The organism is Streptomyces sp. NBC_00887 (assembly GCF_045207585.1).
In genome coordinates, this window is the sequence record NZ_CP108788.1 from 8175537 (window position 1) to 8197449 (window position 21913).

22 protein-coding genes, 1 pseudogene and 1 riboswitch are annotated in these 21913 nt (G+C 72.4%); of the genes and pseudogenes, 11 read left to right on the forward strand and 12 right to left on the reverse strand.

Going from position 1 to position 21913, the window contains the following annotated elements; all coding sequences use genetic code 11:
* Window positions 1-35 precede the first annotated feature (35 nt).
* Window positions 36-1547: an Rv2231c family pyridoxal phosphate-dependent protein CobC gene (gene cobC / locus OG844_RS37240; protein WP_406389205.1), complete on the reverse strand. Its 1512-nt coding sequence runs from the start codon at window positions 1545-1547 to the stop codon at window positions 36-38.
* 78 nt (window positions 1548-1625) lie between these two features.
* Here cobC and OG844_RS37245 point away from each other — a divergent pair, with 78 nt between their 5' ends.
* Window positions 1626-2348 (forward strand): ZIP family metal transporter, encoded by a 723-nt coding sequence (locus OG844_RS37245; protein ID WP_356419606.1) that lies wholly within the window; start codon window positions 1626-1628, stop codon window positions 2346-2348.
* A gap of 14 nt (window positions 2349-2362) precedes the next feature.
* Here OG844_RS37245 and OG844_RS37250 read toward each other — a convergent pair whose 3' ends face one another.
* The 7 genes from OG844_RS37250 to OG844_RS37280 form a co-directional block, all read right to left on the reverse strand.
* Window positions 2363-3709 carry a cobyrinate a,c-diamide synthase gene (locus OG844_RS37250; protein WP_406389204.1) on the reverse strand — a complete coding sequence of 449 codons (1347 nt, stop codon included), beginning with the start codon at window positions 3707-3709 and terminating at the stop codon, window positions 2363-2365.
* Window positions 3703-4311 carry a cob(I)yrinic acid a,c-diamide adenosyltransferase gene (gene cobO, locus OG844_RS37255; protein WP_406389203.1) on the reverse strand — a complete coding sequence of 203 codons (609 nt, stop codon included), beginning with the start codon at window positions 4309-4311 and terminating at the stop codon, window positions 3703-3705. Before cobO ends, OG844_RS37250 begins: the two co-directional genes overlap by 7 nt.
* Window positions 4311-6350, reverse strand: a complete 2040-nt coding sequence (locus OG844_RS37260; RefSeq protein ID WP_406389202.1) for a putative cobaltochelatase — start codon at window positions 6348-6350, stop codon at window positions 4311-4313. Before OG844_RS37260 ends, cobO begins: the two co-directional genes overlap by 1 nt.
* Complete coding sequence (locus tag OG844_RS37265) at window positions 6347-7999, reverse strand: cobyric acid synthase (RefSeq protein WP_406389200.1); 1653 nt, start codon at window positions 7997-7999, stop codon at window positions 6347-6349. Before OG844_RS37265 ends, OG844_RS37260 begins: the two co-directional genes overlap by 4 nt.
* Window positions 7996-8943, reverse strand: coding sequence for a cobalamin biosynthesis protein (locus OG844_RS37270; RefSeq protein WP_406389199.1), 948 nt, complete (start codon window positions 8941-8943; stop codon window positions 7996-7998). The genes OG844_RS37265 and OG844_RS37270 overlap by 4 nt, the downstream gene beginning before the upstream one ends.
* A 129-nt stretch (window positions 8944-9072) precedes the next feature.
* A riboswitch (cobalamin riboswitch) is annotated at window positions 9073-9200 on the reverse strand.
* A gap of 163 nt (window positions 9201-9363) precedes the next feature.
* On the reverse strand, window positions 9364-9585 hold the full coding sequence (locus tag OG844_RS37275) for a hypothetical protein (protein ID WP_329212435.1): 222 nt from the start codon (window positions 9583-9585) through the stop codon (window positions 9364-9366).
* Window positions 9586-9597: 12 nt separating this feature from the next.
* A complete protein-coding gene (locus tag OG844_RS37280; RefSeq protein ID WP_406389197.1) occupies window positions 9598-10860 on the reverse strand; it encodes an anion permease in 1263 nt (420 codons plus the stop codon).
* Window positions 10861-11164: 304 nt separating this feature from the next.
* Here OG844_RS37280 and OG844_RS37285 point away from each other — a divergent pair, with 304 nt between their 5' ends.
* From OG844_RS37285 to OG844_RS37295, 3 genes are all read left to right on the forward strand, one after another.
* A complete protein-coding gene (locus OG844_RS37285; RefSeq protein WP_406389196.1) occupies window positions 11165-11824 on the forward strand; it encodes a class II aldolase/adducin family protein in 660 nt (219 codons plus the stop codon).
* A gap of 68 nt (window positions 11825-11892) precedes the next feature.
* A complete protein-coding gene (locus tag OG844_RS37290; protein ID WP_406389194.1) occupies window positions 11893-13023 on the forward strand; it encodes an alpha/beta hydrolase in 1131 nt (376 codons plus the stop codon).
* Between the two features lie 184 nt (window positions 13024-13207).
* Window positions 13208-14515, forward strand: coding sequence for a hypothetical protein (locus OG844_RS37295; RefSeq protein ID WP_406396049.1), 1308 nt, complete (start codon window positions 13208-13210; stop codon window positions 14513-14515).
* A 30-nt stretch (window positions 14516-14545) separates the two neighbouring features.
* Here OG844_RS37295 and OG844_RS37300 read toward each other — a convergent pair whose 3' ends face one another.
* From OG844_RS37300 to OG844_RS37310, 3 genes and pseudogenes are all read right to left on the reverse strand, one after another.
* Complete coding sequence (locus tag OG844_RS37300) at window positions 14546-14956, reverse strand: VOC family protein (RefSeq protein ID WP_406389193.1); 411 nt, start codon at window positions 14954-14956, stop codon at window positions 14546-14548.
* 98 nt (window positions 14957-15054) lie between these two features.
* Window positions 15055-15510: pseudogene (locus OG844_RS37305) on the reverse strand (neutral zinc metallopeptidase); the annotation flags it as partial.
* A 10-nt stretch (window positions 15511-15520) separates the two neighbouring features.
* Complete coding sequence (locus tag OG844_RS37310; protein WP_406389192.1) at window positions 15521-16048, reverse strand: neutral zinc metallopeptidase; 528 nt, start codon at window positions 16046-16048, stop codon at window positions 15521-15523.
* 147 nt (window positions 16049-16195) lie between these two features.
* Here OG844_RS37310 and OG844_RS37315 point away from each other — a divergent pair, with 147 nt between their 5' ends.
* The 3 genes from OG844_RS37315 to OG844_RS37325 all read left to right on the forward strand — a co-directional run bounded on the left by OG844_RS37315 (window position 16196) and on the right by OG844_RS37325 (window position 19325).
* On the forward strand, window positions 16196-17794 hold the full coding sequence (locus OG844_RS37315; protein ID WP_351168700.1) for an ABC-F family ATP-binding cassette domain-containing protein: 1599 nt from the start codon (window positions 16196-16198) through the stop codon (window positions 17792-17794).
* Between the two features lie 367 nt (window positions 17795-18161).
* Window positions 18162-18383 (forward strand): helix-turn-helix domain-containing protein, encoded by a 222-nt coding sequence (locus OG844_RS37320; RefSeq protein ID WP_018518904.1) that lies wholly within the window; start codon window positions 18162-18164, stop codon window positions 18381-18383.
* 150 nt (window positions 18384-18533) lie between these two features.
* Window positions 18534-19325 carry an enoyl-CoA hydratase/isomerase family protein gene (locus tag OG844_RS37325; protein WP_356419568.1) on the forward strand — a complete coding sequence of 264 codons (792 nt, stop codon included), beginning with the start codon at window positions 18534-18536 and terminating at the stop codon, window positions 19323-19325.
* A gap of 46 nt (window positions 19326-19371) precedes the next feature.
* Here the strand turns inward: OG844_RS37325 and OG844_RS37330 are convergent, their stop codons facing one another.
* On the reverse strand, window positions 19372-20067 hold the full coding sequence (locus tag OG844_RS37330; protein WP_406389190.1) for a hypothetical protein: 696 nt from the start codon (window positions 20065-20067) through the stop codon (window positions 19372-19374).
* 94 nt (window positions 20068-20161) lie between these two features.
* Here OG844_RS37330 and OG844_RS37335 point away from each other — a divergent pair, with 94 nt between their 5' ends.
* From OG844_RS37335 to OG844_RS37350, 4 genes are read left to right on the forward strand one after another with little or no spacing between them, the layout of a single operon-like run.
* Window positions 20162-20653: an Asp23/Gls24 family envelope stress response protein gene (locus tag OG844_RS37335; RefSeq protein WP_406389189.1), complete on the forward strand. Its 492-nt coding sequence runs from the start codon at window positions 20162-20164 to the stop codon at window positions 20651-20653.
* Between the two features lie 36 nt (window positions 20654-20689).
* Entirely contained in the window at window positions 20690-20884 is a 195-nt protein-coding gene (locus OG844_RS37340) for a hypothetical protein (RefSeq protein WP_406389187.1), read from the forward strand.
* Window positions 20881-21225, forward strand: a complete 345-nt coding sequence (locus tag OG844_RS37345) for a hypothetical protein (RefSeq protein ID WP_406389185.1) — start codon at window positions 20881-20883, stop codon at window positions 21223-21225. Before OG844_RS37340 ends, OG844_RS37345 begins: the two co-directional genes overlap by 4 nt.
* Window positions 21222-21908, forward strand: coding sequence for a DUF6286 domain-containing protein (locus OG844_RS37350; RefSeq protein ID WP_406389184.1), 687 nt, complete (start codon window positions 21222-21224; stop codon window positions 21906-21908). Before OG844_RS37345 ends, OG844_RS37350 begins: the two co-directional genes overlap by 4 nt.
* The last annotated feature ends 5 nt before the right edge of the window (window positions 21909-21913 follow it).

Sequence of the window (21913 nt, forward strand, 5' to 3'; positions counted from 1 at the left end):
TGTGACGGAACACCGTCTCCCGCCCCGTGGGTCCGTCAGCCGACGGCTCTCCGGGGCAGCCCCTGGAGTGCCAGGTCGAGCGCCTGGAGGAATCTGTTGGTCGTCACACGGTCGCGTACGGCCAGCCGCAGCCAGTCGCTGCCCAGCCCGGGGAACGTGTCACCGCGCCGCGCGGCGAACCCCCGTGAGCGCAGCCGCTCCCTCACCTCGTCCGCACGGTCCACCCGCACGAGAACGAACGGCCCCGCCGCCGGCTCCACCACCTGCACCTCGCTGAACTCCGCCAGCCCGGCCAGCAGATGCGCCCGGTCCACCACGACACGGTCCGCCGCGTCGGCCGCCTCCACCAGCGCACGCGGCTCCATGCAGGCTTCCGCCGCCGCCAGGGCGGGGGAGGACACCGGCCACAGCGGCTGCGCCTCCTGCAGCAGAGCCAGCGTCGCCGGATCCGCGAGCACGTAGCCGATCCGCAGCCCCGCGAGACCCCAGGTCTTGGTCAGGCTCCGCAGCACGACGAGCCCGGGGACGTCCTCGCGCCCGCACAGCGCCTCCCGTTCGCCCGGAACAGCGTCCATGAACGCCTCGTCGACCACCAGCGTGCGACCGGGCCGCGCCAGTTGCTCCAGCACACCCGCGGGATGGAGCACGGACGTCGGGTTGGTCGGATTGCCGACCACCACCAGATCGGCGTCCTCGGGCACCGCCGACGGATCCAGCCGGAAGCCGTCCTCCGGACGCAGCACCACCCGCCCGACGTCGTGCCCGGCCGCGCGCAGCGCCGCCTCCGGCTCGGTGAACTGAGGATGCACGACGACCGGCCGCCGGGCCGGCAGCGCCCGTGCGATCAGTACGAAGGCCTCGGCCGCCCCCGCCGTCAGCAGGACACGCTCCTCGGGCAGTCCGTGCCGTGCGGCCACCGCCGCCCGTGCCGAACGCCCGTCCGGATAGGCGGCCAGCGAGACCAGTGACCCGGCTATCCGCTCCCGCAGCCAGTCCGGGGGCGTACCGGTCCGTACGTTCACGGCGAGGTCGGTCAGATCCAGGCCGCGTACTTCCGCGTCGCCGTGGTGCCGCAAGTCCGGCCCGGCGCTGTCGATGTGCTTCGTGGGGGGCAGCATGGCAGCCATGGTGAACGGCTCAGCGCCATTCGTCGACGCCGGGGTGCCGACAGAATGCAGCCGGCGCGCCACCGCGCAGGTCGCCGAGGCCGACTTCCGCTTCGGTACGAGGAGTTCGTCCGCCCCGACGAGTGCGGCAGCCTCCGCGACGGACGGTGTGCCCACGGCGTCCCGCGGCACCCCCGAGGGGTTCGGTACGCGGACGGCGGCCAGTACCGCGGCGGGAAACGAGCGCACCGGCACCCCGAGCCGTGCCGCCGCACCCGTGATCCCCGGTTCGTCCGCCCTCGTGTCGAGCGTTGCGACCTCCACCACGTCGGAGGCGGCCGACCCGGCCGCGCGCAGTGCCCCGAGAATCAGCCCGAGGACCTCGTCGGCCGAGACACCCCGGCGGGCACCGACGCCGACGACGAGTGCGGTGCGGGTCATGAGCGGAGTCCTTCTCGGAGTGGTGGGTTAGGGCTGCCTGAGATGCGGGCCCGGGGGTCGATCGGCTAGCAAGGGCCCATGGCGGTGTTCGTCGCGCTCGGCGCGTTCCTGATGACCCTGGCCGGCGGCTGGGTCGCTCAACGCGTCACCGACCGCCGTCACCTGGTGCTCGGCCTCGCCGGCGGACTGATGCTCGGCGTCGTCGGTCTCGATCTGCTGCCCGAAGCGGTGGAGGCCGCGGGCGGAGCGGTCTTCGGTGTCCCCGCCGCGCTGCTGCTCTTCGTGGGCGGCTTCCTGGTGGCCCATGTCGTGGAGCGTTCACTGGCCGTACGCCAGGCGGCACATGGTGCGAGCGAGGAAAGGGTGCCGCAGGTAGGGATGACGGCCGCGGCCGCGATGGTGGGCCACAGCCTGATGGACGGCATCGCGCTCGGCGCCGCCTTCCAGATCGGCGGCGGCATGGGAGCCGCCGTCGCACTCGCCGTCATCACCCACGACTTCGCCGACGGATTCAACACCTACACGATCGCCAGCCTCTACGGGAACGCCCGCCGCAAGGCCCTCCTGATGCTGTACGCGGACGCCCTGGCCCCGATCGTGGGCGCGGCGACCACCCTGCTGTTCACCCTTCCGGAGGAACTGCTCGGCTGCTATCTCGGCTTCTTCGGCGGGGCACTCCTCTACCTCGCCGCCGCCGAGATCCTGCCCGAGGCCCACCACGACCACCCGGCCCGCTCCACGCTGCTGTGCACCGTCGCGGGAGTGGGCTTCATCTGGCTGGTCGTCGGCATCGCGGAGTAGCCTCGCCGTGCTGCTCATGCCCGGCAGTGCTCCACGAAGCGCCGGGCCACCCCGGGTGACGCCGCCCAGTGCGTGTGCAGATAGCTCGCGTGCACACCCTGCTGGACGAAGCCCTCCACCCGCCGTTCCGGCTGGTGCATGCCCCAGGCGGGAGTGGCACCCGCGCCCGGCTCCAGCACCGTCCGGTGGAACTCGTGCCCGCGCAGCCGGGTTCCAGCCGCCGCCAGCACACTGTCGGACACCGCGACCGCCTGCCGGTAGCCGAGCGTCAGCCGCTCGGACATCCGGGCCGAGGCATCCAGGACCCCGCACATCGGACGCCCGTCCAGCTCACGCGCCAGGTACAGCAGCCCCGCGCACTCCGCCGCCACCGGGGCGCCGGACAGGGCCAGTTCGGTCACCGACCTGCGCAGCGGCTCGTTCGCCGAGAGCTCCGGCGCGTACATCTCGGGGAAGCCGCCACCTATGACCAGCCCCGCCGTCCCCGCGGGCAGCTTCTCGTCGTGCAACGGGTCGAAGACCACCACATCCGCTCCGGCGGCCGTCAGCAGCTCGGCGTGTTCCGCGTACGCGAACGTGAACGCTGCCCCGCCCGCCACGGCCACCACCGGCCGCAGCCCCTCGACGGGATGCCGCTCCGGCTCCCACACCTCGGCGGGCAGTGCGGGCGCCGAACGGGCCAGCGCCAGCAGGGCGTCCAGGTCGCAGCCCGCCCGTACCCGCTCCGCCATCGCCCGTACCGCGTCGACGGCCTCGGTCTGCCGCTCCGCCACCGGAACCAGACCCAGATGGCGCGAAGGCGTCACCACCTGCGGTGCCCGCCGCAGCGCCCCGAGGACCGGCAGGCCCGTCTCCTCGAGGGCCTCCCGCAGGAGGGCCTCGTGCCGGTCGGACGCCACCTTGTTGAGGATGACCCCGCCGATCCGCACCTCCGGATCCCAGGACGCGAAACCGTGCACGAGGGCAGCGACCGAACGGGACTGCGACGAGGCGTCGACGACCAGCACGACGGGAGCCCGGAGCAGCTTCGACACCTGGGCCGTGGAGGCGAGTTCACCCTGCCCCGAAGCACCGTCGTACAGCCCCATCACACCTTCGACGACCGCCAGGTCGGCACCGGCGGCACCGTGCGCGAACAACGGGGCGATCAGCTCCGGACCGCACATGTACGCATCCAGATTGCGCCCCGGCCGGCCGGTGGCCAGGGCGTGGTACCCCGGGTCGATGTAGTCCGGGCCCACCTTGTGCGGGGACACGGCGAGGCCGCGGCCCGCGAAGGCCGCCATCAGGCCCGTCGCGACCGTGGTCTTTCCGCTGTTGGAGGCCGGCGCGGCAATGACCAGACGAGGAACACTCACCACTCGATGCCCCTCTGGCCCTTCTGGCCGGCGTCCATCGGGTGCTTGACCTTCGACATGTCGGTCACCAGATCGGCGGCCTCGATCAGCTTCCCGGGAGCGTTGCGCCCGGTGATCACGACATGCTGCGTCCCCGGACGGTCGCGCATCACCTCGACGACCTCGTCGGTGTCGATCCAGCCCCAGTGCATCGGATAGGCGAACTCGTCCAGCACGTACAGCTTGTACGTCTGGGCCGCCAGGTCGCGCTTGACCTGCTCCCAGCCCTCACGGGCCTTCTCCTCGTTGTCGGAGTTGTCGCCGTGGAGGCCACGCTGGACCCACGACCAGCCCTCGCCCATCTTGTGCCAGTCGACGGTGCCGCCCTCGCCGCTCGCCCCGAGGACCTTCAGCGCGTTCTCCTCGCCGACCTTCCACTTCGCCGACTTCACGAACTGGAACACCCCGATCGGCCAGCCCTGGTTCCAGGCCCGCAGCGCGAGCCCGAAGGCCGCCGTCGACTTGCCCTTGCCGATGCCCGTGTGGACGAAGAGGAGCGGACGATTGCGTCGCTGACGTGTCGTCAGTCCGTCGTCCGGCACCGATACAGGCTGTCCCAGTGGCATTACGCGGCCCTCCCGGCTGCTTGAACATCCTTGACCAGTCCGGCGATCGAGTCGGCGCGCAGCTCGTCGAGCGTGACCGCGCTGCCCCCCAGGTCCCGGGCGAGCTGTGCGGCGAGCCCGAGGCGCACGAACCCCGACTCGCAGTCCACGACGACGGACGCCGTGCCCTCGGCGGCGTGCAGTCGGCCGGCCCGCGCGGCCAGCGCCACCGGGTCCGGACCACCGGTCGCCCGGCCGTCCGTCACCACGACGAGCAGCGGCCGCCGGGACGGATCGCGCATCCGCTCCACCCGCAGGACGTCGTGCGCCCTCAGCAGCCCCGCGGCCAGCGGGGTGCGCCCGCCGGTCGGCAGCGACTCCAGCCGCGCCGCCGCCGCGTCCACCGAAGAGGTGGGCGGCAGTACGACCTCGGCGTCCTTGCCGCGGAACGTCACCAGGCCCACCTTGTCCCGCCGTTGATAGGCGTCCAGCAGCAGCGACATCACGGCGCCCTTCACGGCGCTCATCCGCTGCCGGGCCGCCATCGACCCCGAGGCGTCCACCACGAACAGCACCAGGTTCCCCTCGCGCCCCTCCCGCGTCGCCTGCCGCAGATCGTCACGCCGTACGACGAGCCCCCGCCCTGACCGCCCGCGTGCCCGCTGGTGCGGCGCCGCCGCCTGCACGGTCGCCGCGAGGTGCAGCTTCGTCAGCGCCCCCTGGGGCCGCCGCGCTCCCGTCGTCCGCCCGTGCTCGGTACGCGCCCGGGACCGCCGCCCGGCCGCGCCCTCGCCGAGACCCGGCACGCTGAGCATCTTCGTGCGGAACGGCTCCGAGGCACGTACCGGCTGCTGCTCCCCGCCGCCGGGCGGCGCGGGCGCGTCGGGACGGCCGGTTCCGGGACCGCTCTCCTCCCCGGGACCGCTCTCCGTGCCCGGACCGCCCTCCGTGCCCGGACCGCCCTCCGCGTCGGGACCGCCGCCCTGAGGGGGCAGCCCGCCGCCACCGGGCCCGTCGGGATCCGGATCGTCCTCGCCCCCGGCCGCGTCGTCGGCCGCCTCCCTGAGCGTGTCGTCGAGCTTGTCCTCGTCCAGCCCGGGGGCGTCGAAGGGGTTCCTCCGCCGCCGGTGGGGGAGCGCCAGGAGCGCGGCCTGCCGCACGTCCTCGGCGGTGACCTCGACGCGCCCCGCCCACGCGGCCAGCGCCGTGGCGGTGCGGGCCATGACGATGTCGGCACGCATGCCGTCCACCTCGAAGGCCGCGCACGTCGCCGCGATCTGCCGCAACACGCCGTCCCCGAGCACCACTTCGGGCAACAGGACACGCGCGGCGGCGATCCGTGCCCGCAACGCGCCCTCCTCCTGAGCCCACCGGGCGGCGAACCCGTCCGGATCGTCGTCGTACGCGAGCCGCCGCCGCACGACCTCGACCCGCTGGTCGGTGTCGCGGGAAGCGGCCACCTCGACGGTCAGCCCGAAGCGGTCCAGCAACTGCGGGCGCAGCTCGCCCTCTTCGGGGTTCATCGTCCCGACCAGCAGGAACCGCGCCGCGTGCCGTACGGAGACGCCTTCGCGCTCGACGTACGAAGCACCCATGGCCGCCGCGTCGAGCAGCAGGTCCACCAGGTGGTCATGGAGCAGGTTGACCTCGTCCACGTACAGGATCCCGCGGTGGGCGTCGGCGAGGAGCCCCGGCTCGAAGGCCTTGACCCCCTCCGAGAGCGCCCGCTCGATGTCCAGCGCACCCACGAGCCGGTCCTCGGACGCGCCGACGGGCAGCTCCACGGTCCGCGCGGCACGTGACACGCCGGTCCCGGCCTCGTGCGGACCGTCGGGACACGCCGGGTCGGGCGCGGCCGGATCGCAGGAGAACCGGCACCCGAAGACCACGGACACCTCCGGCATGAGCGCGGCGAGCGCCCGTACGGCGGTGGACTTGGCAGTGCCCTTCTCGCCCCGCACGAGAACACCGCCGACGGCCGGGCTGACGGCGTTCAGCAACAGCCCGAGCCGCAGATCGTCCTGTCCGACGATGGCGGTGAAGGGATACGGGGTACTCACGGTGCCTCCTCTGTCACGAGATCAACTGCTCCATCCGCACCGGGCGTCGGCTCGGCGCTCCGGGGCGCGAAGTCAAGCCTGTCCGGAGATCGAGGACCGGGGGCCGGGGCGGAACCGCGGTCACGGGATGCCCGCGGCGGCCCCGGCGGCACGAACGGCAGCCCCGCCGGCGCCCCCTCCTCGATCAGCCGCCACAACGCATCCGTGTCCGCGTGCTCCTCGATCAGATCCCCCAGCCGGTCCAGCTGCTCCTCCCGGAGCTCCGAGAAGCTCGTGTCCGGAGCCGCCACGAAGCGCCGCCCGGCCGCGCGCGCCACCTCCGCCAGGAACCGCCGCCTGAACGCGTCGCTCTCCAGCGACCCGTGCCAGTGCGTGCCCCACACGGCGCCCACCCGGCACCCGTCCAGGAACGTCTCACCGCCGCGCACATCGGCGACCCCGTGATGGATCTCGTACCCCTCCACGGGCTCTCCGAGCGCCGACCCGACAGGCCGGCCAAGCACCTTCTCCCGGCCGAACCGGATCCGCACCGGCAGCAGCCCCAGCCCTTCGACCAGCCCCGCCCGCGACTCCACCTCGTCCTCGATGGACTCACCGAGCACCTGGAAGCCGCCGCAGATCCCCAGCACCGGCAGCCCTTCGGCGGCCCGCCGCAGCAGCGCGTCGGCCAGCCCTCGCTCGCGCAGCCACGCCAGCGCCTTCACCGTGCCGCGCGTACCGGGCACGATCACCAGGTCCGCGTCGGCGAGCTCCTCGGCCCGGTCCACGAACCGCACCACCACACCCGGCTCGGCCGCCAGCGCGTCCACATCGGTGAAGTTCGACATCAGCGGCACGGCGCACACCGCGACCCGCAGGACGTCCTGCCCGTGCGGAGGCGCGACGACCGACTCCCGGACGGCGCCGCGCATCGACACCCGCAGCCCGTCCTCCTCGTCGATGCCGAGGCCGTGGGCGAACGGCAGCACGCCGTACGTACGGCGCCCGGTGAGCTCATACAGCATGTCCAGGCCGGGCTCCAGCAACGACACATCGCCGCGGAACTTGTTGACGAGGTACCCGGCGACCAGCGACTGGTCCTCGGCGCTCAGCAGCGCCGTCGTACCGAAGAACGAAGCGAACACCCCGCCCCGGTCGATGTCCCCGACGACCAGCACCGGGAAGCGAGCCGCCCGCGCGATGCCCATGTTCACGATGTCCGTGCGCCGCAGATTGATCTCGGCCGGACTGCCCGCCCCCTCGCAGATCACGGCGTCATACGTGCCCCGGAGCTGCTCCAGACAGTCCACGACCGTCCCCAGCAGCGATTCCTGGCGCCCGCCGTGGTAGCCCCGCGCGCTCATCTCGCCGACCGGCTTGCCCATCAGGACCACCTGACTGGAGCGGTCACCACCGGGCTTGAGCAGCACCGGATTCATCAGCACGCTCGGCTCCACCCGGGCGGCCTGCGCCTGCATCGCCTGGGCGCGGCCGATCTCCGCACCCTCGCGGGTGACGAACGAGTTCAGCGACATGTTCTGCGCCTTGAACGGCGCGACCTTCACCCCCCGGCGCACCAGCCACCGGCAGATTCCCGCCGTGACGACACTCTTGCCCGCGTCCGAGGTCGTTCCCGCGACCAGCAGCCCGCCGCCCTGTCCGCCGCTCATGCCCGGCCCCTCCTTCCCGAAGCCAGCCGCGCGGCCGCACACACGCCGAGGGCCAGCACACTCACCCGGCGCGACAGCCGCACCGCGCGTTCGATATCCGTCACCCGCACGTCCCGGCCGGTCTCCCCGTTGAGCACGGGCCGGTGCTCGACCCGCCCGCCGTACGCGAGGGTCCCGCCGAGGCGCACACCGAGCACACCCGCGAACGAGGCCTCCACCGGGCCCGCGTTGGGGCTCGGGTGCTTGCCCGCGTCGGCCCGCCAGGCCCGTACGGCCTCGCGCGGACGGCCACCGGCGGCCACGGCGAGCACGGCGGTGAGGCGGGCACCGGGCCAGCCGGCGAGGTCGTCGAGGCGGGCCGAGGCCCAGCCGTAGCGCCGGTGGCGCGGAGACCTGTGACCGACCATGGCGTCGAGGGTGTTGACGGCCCGGAATCCGACGAGGCCCGGGACACCACCGATGGCGCCCCACACCAGAGCGCCGACGACGGCGTCCGAGGTGTTCTCGGCGACGGACTCCACCACCGCGCGGGCGATCTGCGGTCCGTCGAGGGACTGGGGGTCACGGCCGCAGAGGTGCGGCAGCCGCTCCCGGGCCACCTCGATGTCACCGGCGGCGAGCGCACCGCCGATGGCCCGGGCCTCCCGGCCCAGCGACGTACCGCCGACGACGGACCAGGTGGCGACGGCGGTCAGTGCCACGGCCGCGGCGGGACGGTTGCGTACGGCACGGGCGGCCAGCGCGGCGGCGCCCGCTGCGCCCCCGGCGCAGACCAGCGCGTGCAGGGCGCCCCAGCCGCGGTGATCGCGCCACAGCCGGCTCTCGAGGCCTGCCGCGGCCTGCCCGAAGGCGGCGACGGGGTGGCCCCGCCGGGGGTCACCGAGCAGCAGGTCGCCGATCAGACCGGCGGTGGCGCCGTACGCGAAGATGCGGTCGGCTCGCACGGTTCAGCCGGCCGTCGTGCCTCGAAGGATGTTCGGAGCGGGTGACACAGGGACCGACGCACGGCAGCCAGGCATGGCAGATGTCCTTAACTCAGGGTCCGCGCCCTGGTTCGACGTGACCGGCGACGAGAGTCTCCTGGCTTCCGGATCCGCAGTTCCCCCGGCCTTCCAGTCCGTGCCGGACCGTGACTTCCGTGTGGGGGCCTGCTCCCCGGTGACAGTGGCGGGACCGCGCCGGATTCGCACCGGCTTCCTCTCCTGTCGCCGTAAATGGCACCGGCAGTCCACCACGCCCCGTGAACGCCCGTCAACCTGCCGTTGACCTGCGGAAGTGCAGTGTGCGCAGACGCACATCGGGCCGGACACACACGTGGTGTGTCCGGCCCGATGCGAGGAGACGGTGGCGTGGCGCCGGAGTGGTCAGACGACGATCAGATAGATCCCGTAGGCGACCGCCGCCGCGCACAGCCCGAAGCAGGCGTACGCGCCGGTGCGCGCCAGCGTGAGAGATCCGCCGGACTGCACCGCCGAGGCCTGCTTGGAGAGGCCGATGATGCCGAGAGTGAAGAGGCCGACCAGTGCGACGGTGACCACGAGGCTGACGCCGAAGACGGAGGCGAGAGCTGCCCAGTCGATGTTCATGCGGATCTGTCCTTACACCGTGGCCGGTCGGGCCGGGTCGGCCGGGGATCCGGCCGTCGGGGCCGGGGCCGGGATGGTGGTCTTGAGGTCCGGGACGCCGGAGCCGACGGGCGGAGGGCTGACGGCCGCGATGGCGGTGGTGACGACGCCCGCGGGCTCGGCGTCCGTCTCGTTGACGTTGGTGTGGTCGACCGGCTTGCGGCGCGACAGCAGCCAGATGGCAGCGGAGCCCGCGACGAGGAGCACGGCGACCACGCCGACACCCCAGGGGCCCTGCTTGGTGAGGAACTCCGCGCCCGCGCCGACCAGACCGGCGGCCGGCAGGGTCAGGCCCCAGGCGATGAACATGCGGGTGGCCGTGGACCAGCGGACCACGCCCCCCTTGCGTCCGAGACCGGCGCCCATCACGGCACCGGAGCAGGACTGGGTGGTGGAGAGCGAGAAGCCGAGGTGCGAGGAGGCCAGGATGACCGTGGCCGCACTGGTCTGGGCGGCGAAGCCCTGCGGCGGCTTGAGCTCGGTGAGGCCGCTGCCCATGGTGCGGATGATGCGCCAGCCGCCGAGATAGGTGCCCAGCGCGATGGCGATACCGGCGGAGGCGATGACCCAGACCGGCGGGTTGGAGCCGGGGGCGAGCACGCCACCGGTGACCAGGGCCAGGGTGATGATGCCCATCGTCTTCTGGGCGTCGTTGGTGCCGTGGGCGAGCGAGACGAGACCCGCCGAGGCGATCTGTCCGGCCCGGTAGCCCTTGGCGGTCGACTTCAGCTGCGCCTCGTCGGTGATCTTCCGGTTGAGGCGGTACGTCAGCTTCGTGGCCAGCAGTGCGGCCAGACCGGCGACGAGGGGGGCCGCGATCGCGGGCAGGAGGACCTTCGTGACGACGGTGCCGCCGTTGATCGAGGACCAGCCGGCCGACATCACCGCGGCGCCGATGAGGCCGCCGAAGAGTGCGTGGGAGGAGCTGGAGGGCAGGCCGACCAGCCAGGTCAGTAGATTCCACAGGATGGCGCCGACGAGCGCCGCGAAGATGACCTCGGTTCTGAGGCCGTCCTCATTGATGATCCCGCCGGAGATCGTCTTGGCGACCTCCACCGACAGGAACGCGCCGACGAGGTTGAGAACGGCGGACATGGCCACCGCTGTCTTGGGCTTGAGGGCGCCGGTCGAGATGGTGGTGGCCATCGCGTTGGCGGTGTCGTGGAAACCGTTCGTGAAATCGAACACGAGAGCTGTCACGATCACGATCGCGAGCAGCAGCGTGATGTGTTCCATTTACCCAGGCAATCGTTCGACGTCAGTGGCTGTAGGAACGTAAGCAACCTGGGTGAACGGAAGGTGAACTGGGCAGGGCGTTGCGGTGACCCCAAGCGCGAATGGCCATTCCGCTTGTGTGCACCCGGGGCGGTCGCACCGGCCTGCGACGGTGCGGGAACCGGCCTTCGCCGGGTTCCGGCGTATCCCCGGTCTGCCGTATTTGCCCCATTGGGGAGACATCGCTCACGTGCTCCGCGACGGATTCGCCCGACACGTCCGGTGGGCCCGGCGTCATCCGAACGCATGACCCTAGGATCGCCGCATGGGCGATCAGCACCGGGACGCGATCGAGCGGGCATGGGACGGCGTCGTGGCGACGGCCCGCAGGACTGCCGCGGACGGTCTGGTCGTCGGCACCTCGGGCAATGTGTCGGCGCGGGTCGGCGGAGTCGTCCTGGTCACCCCCAGCGGAGTGCCCTACGACCGGCTGGGTCCCGGGGACGCGGTCGGCGTCGACCTCGAAGGGCGCCAGGTCCTCGGCGACATGGCCCCGACCAGCGAGCTTCCCCTCCACCTGGCCGTCTACAGGAACAGCGGCGCCGCCGCCGTCGTACACACCCACGCGGTCCACGCCACGGCCGTCTCCACCCTCGTCGACGAGGTCCCGCTGGTGCACTACGCCGCCGCCGTGCTCGGCGGCCCCGTCCGCACCGCCGCCTACGCCCGGTACGGGACGGCGGAGCTTGCCGGGAACATGCTCACCGCACTGCGCGACCGCACGGGCTGCCTGCTGCAGAACCACGGAACGGTCACCTACGGGGACACCCTCGACGAGGCTTACGAGCGCACTGCGCAGCTCGAATGGATGTGCAGGCTCTGGCTCACCGCGAGCTCCGTGCCCGGCCACCACCCGTCCCTGCTCTCCCGCGCCCAGTTGCGCGACGTACAGGACGCCCTCAAGGGGTACGGCCAGCCCGGCTGAGCCCGGGGCCGGCACCGTACGGCCCCGTTCCGCTGGCAGCACGCGCCGCAGCCCAGGACACTGGAGCCGTGCGCCCGGCAACAGTGACGGCAGCAGCCGTCTCCACGATCCTCGGCGTCGGAGCGGCAGCGGTCGCGGCCGGCCGGTACGCCAGCGACGCCGCCCTCGGGGCCCCGTCACCACGCCCCTTCCCCGGAGACCGAAAACTCACCGTGCACGCCACGGCGCCCGGGCAGGTCACTCTGACCCGCTCCTTCGCCGCGCTGCGCCCCGGCACGTACGGACTGGTGGGCCGCGACGTCCGCGCGATCGTCGGCCCGGTCGTCGAGCAGGCGCCGCACGGCTCCGCCGACACCGTCGTGCGCAGGCTGGAACGCGTCACCCGGGGCAGCCTGGAACCTGGCGCCAAGGTCCGCCTCACCCCCGAGCTCCACAGCGGCGACCCGCTCGACGCACTCGGCCTCACGTACAAGGAGGTGGAGATCCCCGGCGAGCTGGGCGCCCTGCCCGCGTGGTTCCTCCCCGGCGCCCGCGACACCTGGGTGATCACCGTGCACGGTCTCGGAACCACCCGCGAACACCCCCTGAACGTGACGGGATTCCTGCAGGAGCAGCAGTTCCCGGTGCTCGACCTCGCCTACCGGGGTGACACCGGAGCGCCCCGCTCCCCGGACGGGCTCGGCCACCTCGGCGAGTCCGAGTGGCGCGACCTGGACGCGGCCATCCGCTACGCCGTGCGCTACGGGGCCGAACGCGTCGTGGTCCACGGCTGGTCCACCGGCGCCACGATGGCCCTGCATGCCGCCGTCAACTCCGCACTCCGCGACCGCATCAGCGGTCTCGTCCTGGACTCCCCGGTGCTGGACTGGAAGGTCACCCTCCGTGCCCTGACCGTCGCCCACGGCATCCCCGCCGCACTCCTGCCCCTCGCCGTCCGGGCCGCCCAGGGCCAGACCGGACTGCGCGGCGCCCCGCTCCTGGACACCTCCGTACCGACCGCCCTGCACGCCCCCACGCTGATCTTCCACGGCCCCGACGACACCCTGGCGCCCTGGCAGCCGTCCCGGCGACTGGCCGCACTGCGTCCCGACCTGGTCACCCTGCACCCCGTGACCCAGGCTCCGCATGCGGCGATGTGGAATGCCGATCCGGCACGCTACGAAGAGGCCCTCAGACGCTTCCTCACGCCTCTGATGTGAGCTGATGGGATGGATCGGCCCGCTTGGTGACCGGGCCCGAAACCTTCCCGTACCCATGGGATCCGGCTTCCGTTTGGGCTTTCGGGCCGTCAGAGGCAAGACTGCTCCTGTGACGTCCCGTACCCCGCGCGACTCCAGGCTGCGACTTGTCCGCCCGCGACCCCTTGCCACCGCCCGCAAGGCCGTGACCACCCGGCGCACCAGGCCGGCCCCCCGCCCTCCCGAGGGCACACCGCCCCCTGCGGAACTGGCACGCCAGGCCAGGGCCGTGCTCGCCCACGCCGTCCGGATCGCCCACTGGGCCGCCGACGCGGCGGGCCCGGGGGCAGCCCCGCTCGCCACCGAGGCCCTGGAACGGGCCGCGGCGGCGCTGGAACTGTCCCCCGCCCAGATACAGACCGGCTGGGACCGGGCCAGGCTGGCCGGGCTGATCGAACTCCACGGCGACACCGCGCGCCCCGGCTGGAGGCTGCGCGCCTGGGACCGGGACGACTCCGCCGTGCTCCGCGGCTGGGTGGCGCTCTTCGACGCCTGGTCGCTCGTCCACGCCGCACCCGAAGGAATCGAGGCGACCGCCGTCGCCGAAGCCGTCGAGGCGGTGCCCCAGGTGCTCTCGCTCCTGCAGCTCTCCGCCGGGCCCGTCACCGTGCCCGCCCTCCTCGACCTCCTCGGCCAGCGCGTCGCGGAACTCCACGAGGAGCGGTGCGAGGTGCCGTACGGGCCGCCGCAGCAGCCCGCGCCCGGCAGCACCGCGACCGGGCAGCCCGAGGACCTGAACGCGCTCCTGCTCGACTGGGCCCTCGAAGGCCTCGCCGCCGTCGGCGCGCTGACGCTCGGAGCCGGACAGGCCACACTCACCCCCCTCGGCAACTGGGCGGTCTGGGTCAAGCTGGAACAGATCTGCGTCGCCGCCCAGAGCCCGGCCGGGAACATCGAGCAGTCCGCGGCCGACATGCTGCTCGGCTGCGCCCGGCTCACCCCCGGGCCCGCCCGCGTCGAATACCGGGCCTGGCTCGCCGCCCGGACCGTCGGCAGCGCGGTGACAGAACTGCTCGCCGTCGCCCGCGGCGAGGACGCCCTGCTGCGCGGTCTCGCCTTCGAGGCGCTGCGCGTCGTCGGTGCTCCCGCGGAGCCCGTGGTGCGCACCGTCGTCAGCGAACCGCCGCTGCGTCCGTACGCCCTGCTCTGGCTCGCCGAGTACGAGGGTGCCGACCCGGACGACGCCCAGGACGTCCTCAGCCGTGAGGAAGCCACCTGGCTCTGGATCGACACCGCCGCGGCGGTCGCGGACCACGGCGAGACCGGACTCCTGGTCCGCCATCTCGACTCCGCCGTCCAGGGCACGGTCCCGGCCCTGCTCGACGAGGTCCGCGCGGTCGGACACCCGCGCACCGTGCAGGTACTGGTCGCCCTGGCCGCCGCCCACCCCGACCCGGCACTCGCCAAGGCCGTACGCCGGGCGGCCTTCCAGGTGCACACCGGCGGCGCCTGAGCACGGAACGCGAAACCCCGGGGGAGTCGGTCAGCCCGCCGAACCCGGGGCGTACGTCCCGAAGCTCCAGACGTTGCCCTCCGCGTCCCGCGCCATGTAGTCACGCGAGCCGTAGTCCTGGTCGGTGGGCGGCATCAGGATCTCCACGCCGTGCTCGACGGCCCGCGCGTGGTGCTCGTCCACCTCGTCCACGACGACGTACACCCCCGCGGGTCCCGCCCCCGCCATCGCCTTGGCGAACACGCCTTCGCCCCCCTTGGAGCCGAGCATCACCCTGCCGTTGCCGCAGGACAGCTCGGCGTGCAGGACGCTGCCGTCCTTCCCCTCGTACACCGCCTCCTCCGTGAAGCCCAGGGCCTGGGTCAGCGTCCTGATCGCGGCCCTCGCGTCGTCGTACAGAACCGTCGGACAGATCGTCGGAACACCGCCCGCGCCTGCCATCGAGCTCACCTTCTCCCAGCCGTTCCCACCGGTTTGCTGTGATCTGCGTCTCAGTGTTCCACCCGGCACCGACAGTGCGCCCCCGCAGGGTCGGCGGTTCAGCGGAAGGTGTCGCAGCGGCTCGCGTCCCTGGTACGGAATCCGGTCGTGAACCACTGCCGGCGCTGCTCCGACGAGCCGTGCGTCCACGACTCCGGATTCACGCTCTCCTGGAACCGCTCCTGGATCCGGTCGTCACCGACCGCCGCCGCGGCGTCCAGGCCGTCCCGGATGTCCACCTCCGTCAGCTCGGTGATCAGGGGGCGCCCCGACTCGGCGGCGGCGGTGGTGGTCGCGTCGTTCGCCCACACCCCGGCGTAGCAGTCCGCCTGCAGCTCCACCTTCACGGAAGTGCTGTCGGCGCCCTGCCGCCCGTCCTGCGCCCTGCTCGGCGTGCCCAGCTGGTTCTGCACGTGGTGGCCGTACTCGTGGGCGACGACATACGCCTCGGCGAACGGCCCGCCGCTCGATCCGAACGTCGTGCGCAGCTCGTCGAAGAACCCCAGGTCCAGATAGACCTGCCGGTCACCCGGGCAGGAGAGCGGCCCGACCGCCGAGGTGGCCGACCCGCAGGAGGGTGGCGATCCGGTCGCTGAACAGGACGGTCCGCGCCGGCGTGTACCTCTCGCCGTTCAGGGCGAATTCCTGGCCCCAGTAGTTCTGCACGCTGTTGACCACCGCCACGGTCCGGCAGTCGTCCTTGGTGTTCGCGTCCTCGCCCGTCAGGCAGCTCTGCTGGACCTGGGCGGCGGACGACGCGATCGCGGTCGTGTCGGGGTCGCCCGAGGAGAGTCCGAGCTGGTCCGGACCGACGCCGAAGAAGAGCCCCAGGACCAGCGCGACGATGCCGCCCCGCCCATGGTGGCCCTGCCACCCGGGATCCGGCTGCCGCGCACCTCCTGGACCTCGGACGTGTCCAGGTCGGCGTCGTCGTCGAACTGCATGGGGCGCACCACCCTCTGCTCCGGCTGCGGCACGGCACCCTTGCCGCCCCGCGCCGAGTATCGGGCAGTTCGGTAGGGGATGCCCTTTTATGTGACGCGCCGTGGTCACGGGGTGGCAGGCCGGAAGCACGCGGAAAACCAGGTGGACACCGCCAGTAGAATGAGCTCCATGGCAATTCTCCTTGTGCATTAGACGGCGTCGAGTCGTGAGTCCGTAACCGTCCCTCCGCCGTCCATACCGCCCTGGAGTTTTTCCGTGATCACCGCTTCCGGCATCGAGCTGCGCGCCGGCGCCCGCATCCTCATCGAGTCCGCCTCCTTCCGTATCGCCAAGGGCGATCGCATCGGCCTGGTCGGCCGTAACGGAGCGGGCAAGACCACCCTCACCAAATGCCTCGCCGGTGAAGGAACCCCGGCCGGCGGCACCATCACGCGCTCCGGCGAGGTCGGCTACCTCCCGCAGGACCCGCGCACCGGCGACCTCGAGGTCCTGGCCCGCGACCGCATCCTCTCCGCCCGCGGACTCGACGAGATCCTGCGCAAGATGCGGGAGAACGAGCAGCGGATGGCGACCGGCCAGGGCGCCACCCGCGAGAAGGCGATGAAGAAGTACGAGCGCCTGGAGACGGAGTTCCTCACCAAGGGCGGATACGCCGCCGAGGCCGAGGCCGCCACCATCGCCGCCGCGCTCAGCCTGCCCGACCGGGTGCTCGGTCAGCCCCTGCACACGCTCTCCGGTGGTCAGCGCCGCCGTGTCGAGCTCGCCCGCATCCTGTTCTCGGACGCCGACACCCTGCTCCTCGACGAGCCCACCAACCACCTGGACGCGGACTCGATCGTCTGGCTGCGCGACTACCTGAAGACCTACCGCGGCGGCTTCATCGTGATCTCCCACGATGTCGATCTCGTCGAGACGGTGGTCAACAAGGTCTTCTACCTCGACGCCAACCGCGCGCAGATCGACGTCTACAACATGGGCTGGAAGCTCTACCAGCAGCAGCGTGAGGCGGACGAGAAGCGCCGCAAGCGCGAGCGCCAGAACGCCGAGAAGAAGGCCGCGACACTCAACGCGCAGGCCGACAAGATGCGCGCCAAGGCCACCAAGACCGTCGCCGCTCAGAACATGGCCAAGCGCGCCGACCGGCTGCTCTCGGGCCTGGAGGCCGTCCGGGTCTCCGACAAGGTCGCCAAGCTGCGCTTCCCCGACCCCTCGCCCTGCGGCAAGACCCCGCTGATGGCGGAAGGCCTCTCCAAGTCGTACGGGTCGCTCGAGATCTTCACGGACGTCGACCTCGCCATCGACAAGGGCTCCCGCGTCGTCATCCTCGGCCTCAACGGTGCGGGCAAGACCACGCTGCTGCGCCTCCTCGGCGGCGCCGAGAAGCCCGACACCGGCGACATCATCGAGGGGCACGGGCTCAAGCTCGGGTACTACGCCCAGGAGCACGAGACCCTCGACCCGGACCGGACCGTCCTGGAGAACATGCGCTCCGCGGCGCCCGACCTCGACCTCGTCGCGGTCCGCAAGACGCTCGGCTCCTTCCTCTTCTCCGGCGACGACGTCGACAAGCCCGCGGGAGTGCTCTCCGGCGGTGAGAAGACCCGGCTCGCCCTGGCGACGCTGGTCGTCTCGTCCGCCAACGTGCTGCTCCTCGACGAGCCGACGAACAACCTCGACCCGGCCAGCCGCGAGGAGATCCTCGGCGCGCTGCGCACGTACAAGGGCGCGGTCGTGCTCGTCACCCACGACGAGGGCGCTGTCGAGGCGCTCCAGCCGGAGCGGATCATTTTGCTGCCCGACGGGGTCGAGGACCTCTGGGGTGCGGACTACCGGGACCTGGTCGCCCTGGCCTGATCCCGGGGGCCGGTCGTCGCGACCACCCGGCCCCGCCGGGATTCGGCGATCCACCGCGTCTGGATCATTCGGCCTATGTGTGATCCATCATCTGGGTGAGCGGGTCTCGTACCCCGGCGCGGCGCCCGGCAGATGCCTGGCAGGTGCACCCATTTAGGGCGACTCGCCCCGTACGGCCCTGACCTGGCCGTTCTTTCGAACAGCCGCCCCGTAGGCCACCGCAATCCCTCGGAATGCTTGATTCCACTTGTGTCTCCCCGCTTCAGGACCCGGAAACCGGTCGGACGGACCTTGCCGAATGGGTGGCCAGGAAGCCCAGGAGGGGTGATCATGAGAGTCCAGAGCGCACTTCCTTGAGGAGGCACGGGTGGCCGAGACTCTGAAGAAGGGCAGCCGGGTAACCGGCGCCGCGCGCGACAAGCTCGCGGCAGACCTGAAGAAGAAGTACGACTCCGGTGCGAGCATCCGGGCGCTGGCCGAGGAAACCGGCCGCTCCTACGGGTTCGTCCACCGGATGCTCAGCGAGTCCGGAGTGACGCTGCGGGGACGCGGCGGAGCGACACGAGGCAAGAAGGCCGCTACGGCCTGACGGCGGGCAGCGGTCCGGGGCCGGAGTGTGCCGACCCCGGGGGCTCACCGGAACACCGGGTGGCCACCCGGCCGATCGTCAGGTCGTCCGGGTGGTTACTGTTCAGTACTTGCCAGTAAGTGCTGACTGCACCCGATCCGGAGGCGCCCCATGACCTCGCTCGACTCTGTGCTCGACAAGGACGGCGTACGGCTCACCGTCGATGACGCGGTTGCCACGGTGACGCTCACCAACCCGGCCAAGCGCAACGCTCAGTCTCCCGCTCTGTGGCGGGCGTTGGCAGAGGCCGGACGGGTACTGCCCGGCAACGTGCGGGTCGTCGTGCTGCGTGGCGAGGGCAAGTCCTTCTCCGCGGGCCTCGACCGGCAGGCGTTCACCCCTGAGGGGTTCGACGGTGAGCCGTCCTTCCTCGACATGGCGCGTGGCTCCGAGGCCGACCTCGACGCGACCATCGCCGAGTACCAGGAGGGGTTCACCTGGTGGCGCCGCAACGACATCGTGTCGATCGCGGCCGTCCAGGGCCACGCGATCGGCGCCGGCTTCCAGCTCGCCCTCGCCTGCGACCTCCGGATCGCCGCCGAGGACGTGCAGTTCGCCATGCGCGAGACCGGCCTCGGTCTCGTCCCCGACCTCACGGGCACCCACCCCCTGGTGAACCTCGTGGGGTACGCCCGCGCGCTCGAGATCTGCGCCACCGGCCGCTTCGTGCACGCCGAGGAGGCCGAGCGCACCGGCCTCGCCAACCTCGTGGTCCCCGCCGACCAGCTGGACGCGGCAGCCCGCGACCTGGCCGCCGCACTGCTCGCCGCCCCGCGCGACGCGGTCATCGAGACCAAGGCCCTGCTCAGCGGCGCCGTCTCCCGCACGTACGAGGAGCAGCGCACCGCCGAGCGTGCCGCACAGGGCCGCCGGCTGCGCGACCTCGCCGGCGTCACCGACTGAACCGCCCGACCCTGACCCCGCCCCCGTCCCTGCGCCGGGGGCGGGGTCAGCCCTGCTCCACCACGGCCGTGACCAGTACGGCGACGGACGGCCTGCCCTCCACGGCGAAGGCCACCGCTTCGCGCACGGCCTGCGCCACATCGAGCGCACGGTGGTCCCCGGCCGTCGCCAGCTCCACCCGGACATGCCCCGCACCCGTGTGCACCGCGCTGCCCAGCACTCGCGTCAGCGAGACCACCCCGGGCACCCCGGCGGCCGCGGTCCCCGCCACCCCGTCCGGCTCGGCCCTGCGCACCTCGGCCTGCGGTACCGCGGCGGGCTCGGGCTCCTCGTCCAGCAGCCCCGTCACCCGAAGGTCCACCTCGGTGACGTCCAGGCCCAGTCGTACGGATGCCGCAACGAGCAACGCGGAGCGGAGCGCGTCCGCGGTGACGTGCAGCGGACGCTGCGCCGTCGTGGAGAAGCCCGCCTCGATCCGCAGCGGCCCCGGCGGCAGCGCGCTGGGCGGAGGAGGCACCACCGGGTCGGGCGCACTGTCCGCGTCTGCCGAGGCGATCCTGAGCCGCCCCAGCACCGCCCCCGAGCCGGCCGCGGCATCCCGCAGTACTGCAGCCGCCGCCCGTTCCGCGATCCAGGCCCCGTCGGCCGGCCCACCCAGAGGGAGTAACCGGCCGAGGTCGAGCCGTAGCCGTACCGCAGCGGTCCATCCGTCGGCCCGGTGCGAACTGTCAGCCGTTGTCATTGCCCCAGCCTGCCGCATCCACGGCGCGGGATGTGGAAAGCGCACCTAATGTGAGCGACGGAAGTCCAATCCTGACCCGAAGGGAAGAGCGGCGATGACCGAGACCCCACAGCGGAACCGGCCCGACAACCCCGGCGGTGTGCCCGGCGGGGACGACGGCAGGAAGAATCCGCTCGCCAAGCGCGGCGGGGGAGCCCCCGCCACCCGCGGCCGCACGACGATCGCCGACGGTGTGGTCGAGAAGATCGCCGGAATGGCCGCGCGCGATGTCGTGGGCGTCCACGCGATGGGCAGCGGCTTCTCCCGGACCTTCGGAGCGGTACGCGACCGGGTGCCGGGCGGAGGCAAGTCCGTGACCCGCGGCGTCAAGGCGGAGGTCGGCGAGTCCCAGACCGCCCTCGACCTGGAGATCGTCGTCGACTACGGCGTGTCGATCGCCGACGTGGCCCGCGATGTGCGTGAGAACGTCGTCGCCGCCGTCGAGCGGATGACCGGCCTCGAAGTCGTCGAGGTCAACATCGCGGTCAGCGATGTCAAACTGCCCGACGAGGAGGACGAGTCCGAGCCCGAGCCCCGTCTGCAGTAGACCTCCCTTCCCCATGAGGCAGTTGAGGAGCGCACGATGAGCATGGCTGTGGCCGGCCTGTTGGCCGGCATGGCGCTCGGTTTCGCCGGATACTTCGGCGGGTTCGGGGCCTTTCTCCTGGTGGCAGCCCTGGGCGCGGTCGGCTTCATCGCCGGCCGGTTCCTGGACGGCGACCTTGAACCCGGCGACTTCTTCCGCAGTCGCGAGCGCGGCGACCGGCGACGGCGGTGACAGACCGGGTCGCCGTCGCGGAGCGCGGGGAGACCCGGATCGCCGACCGGGTCGTCGCGAAGATCGCCGCGCAGGCGGCGAAGGAGGCGGTCGACAAGCCTCCCGAGGACGGCGCGCCGCCGAGCGCCACGGTCACCGTGCACCGGGACACCGCCCGGGTGCTGGTCAGCCTCGAGCTCGGCTACCCCAGTGATATCGGCCGCCAGTGCGGTGCGGTGCGTCGCCGTGTCATCGAGCGGGTAGAAGCATTGGCGGGCATGGAGGTGCCCGAAGTAGCGGTGCAGGTCGAGCGGCTGCATCCCGCAGGAGCGGGCGCGATGCCGGAGGGGAGCATCCGATGAGCGAGCCCCAGGATCCGCAGAACAGCACACGACGCCTGCCGGCCGCGGAGTCCGCGGCACCCACGGGCGTACTCGACATGGACCAGTCCGCGGCGGGGTCTTCCTACGACCCCGTTCCCGTACTGGACCGGCCCGGCGGTCACGCCGGCCGGTTCCGGTCCGAGCGCCGGATCCCCGCCACGCTCGTCGGTCTGGTGGTCCTCGGCGGCGCCGGGCTCCTGCTCTACGACATCGCGGCGGTACGGACCGGCCACCCGGCCATGCAGTGGCGGCGCTCGCTCGCCGACGAACTGGCGACCCGTCACCTCGACGACGTCTGGGTGCTGGCGGGCTCCGCGGCGGCAGCGGCCATCGGCCTGTGGCTGCTCTGGCTGGCCGTCACACCCGGACTGCGCGCGCTGCTGCCGATGCGCCGCGACCACCCCGGAATCCGGGCCGCACTCGACCGGAACGCCGCCGGCCTGGTCCTGCGCGACCGGGCCGTGGAGGTGTCCGGTGTGCAGTCCGTACGGGTCAGGACGGGACGCGGCAAGGTGGCCGTCCGCGCCGTGTCGCACTTCCGTGAACTCGACGACGTCCGCAACGACCTGGACACCGCGCTGGGCGCGGGAATCAAGGAGTTGGGCCTGGCCAGGCCGCCGCGCCTGTCCGTTCACGTCCGCAGGGCGGCGAAGAAGGGGTGAACCGC

Bases quoted from the DNA above. Each gene is read 5' to 3' on its own strand.
- cobC (WP_406389205.1), bottom strand. From the start codon at position 1,547: ATGACCCGCACCGCACTCGTCGTCGGCGTCGGTGCCCGCCGGGGTGTC.
- OG844_RS37245 (WP_356419606.1), top strand. From the start codon at position 1,626: ATGGCGGTGTTCGTCGCGCTCGGCGCGTTCCTGATGACCCTGGCCGGC.
- cobO (WP_406389203.1), bottom strand. From the start codon at position 4,311: ATGCCACTGGGACAGCCTGTATCGGTGCCGGACGACGGACTGACGACA.
- OG844_RS37265 (WP_406389200.1), bottom strand. From the start codon at position 7,999: ATGAGCGGCGGACAGGGCGGCGGGCTGCTGGTCGCGGGAACGACCTCG.
- OG844_RS37275 (WP_329212435.1), bottom strand. From the start codon at position 9,585: ATGAACATCGACTGGGCAGCTCTCGCCTCCGTCTTCGGCGTCAGCCTC.
- OG844_RS37280 (WP_406389197.1), bottom strand. From the start codon at position 10,860: ATGGAACACATCACGCTGCTGCTCGCGATCGTGATCGTGACAGCTCTC.
- OG844_RS37285 (WP_406389196.1), top strand. From the start codon at position 11,165: ATGGGCGATCAGCACCGGGACGCGATCGAGCGGGCATGGGACGGCGTC.
- OG844_RS37300 (WP_406389193.1), bottom strand. From the start codon at position 14,956: ATGGCAGGCGCGGGCGGTGTTCCGACGATCTGTCCGACGGTTCTGTAC.
- OG844_RS37325 (WP_356419568.1), top strand. From the start codon at position 18,534: ATGACCTCGCTCGACTCTGTGCTCGACAAGGACGGCGTACGGCTCACC.
- OG844_RS37330 (WP_406389190.1), bottom strand. From the start codon at position 20,067: ATGACAACGGCTGACAGTTCGCACCGGGCCGACGGATGGACCGCTGCG.
- OG844_RS37335 (WP_406389189.1), top strand. From the start codon at position 20,162: ATGACCGAGACCCCACAGCGGAACCGGCCCGACAACCCCGGCGGTGTG.
- OG844_RS37340 (WP_406389187.1), top strand. From the start codon at position 20,690: ATGAGCATGGCTGTGGCCGGCCTGTTGGCCGGCATGGCGCTCGGTTTC.
- OG844_RS37350 (WP_406389184.1), top strand. From the start codon at position 21,222: ATGAGCGAGCCCCAGGATCCGCAGAACAGCACACGACGCCTGCCGGCC.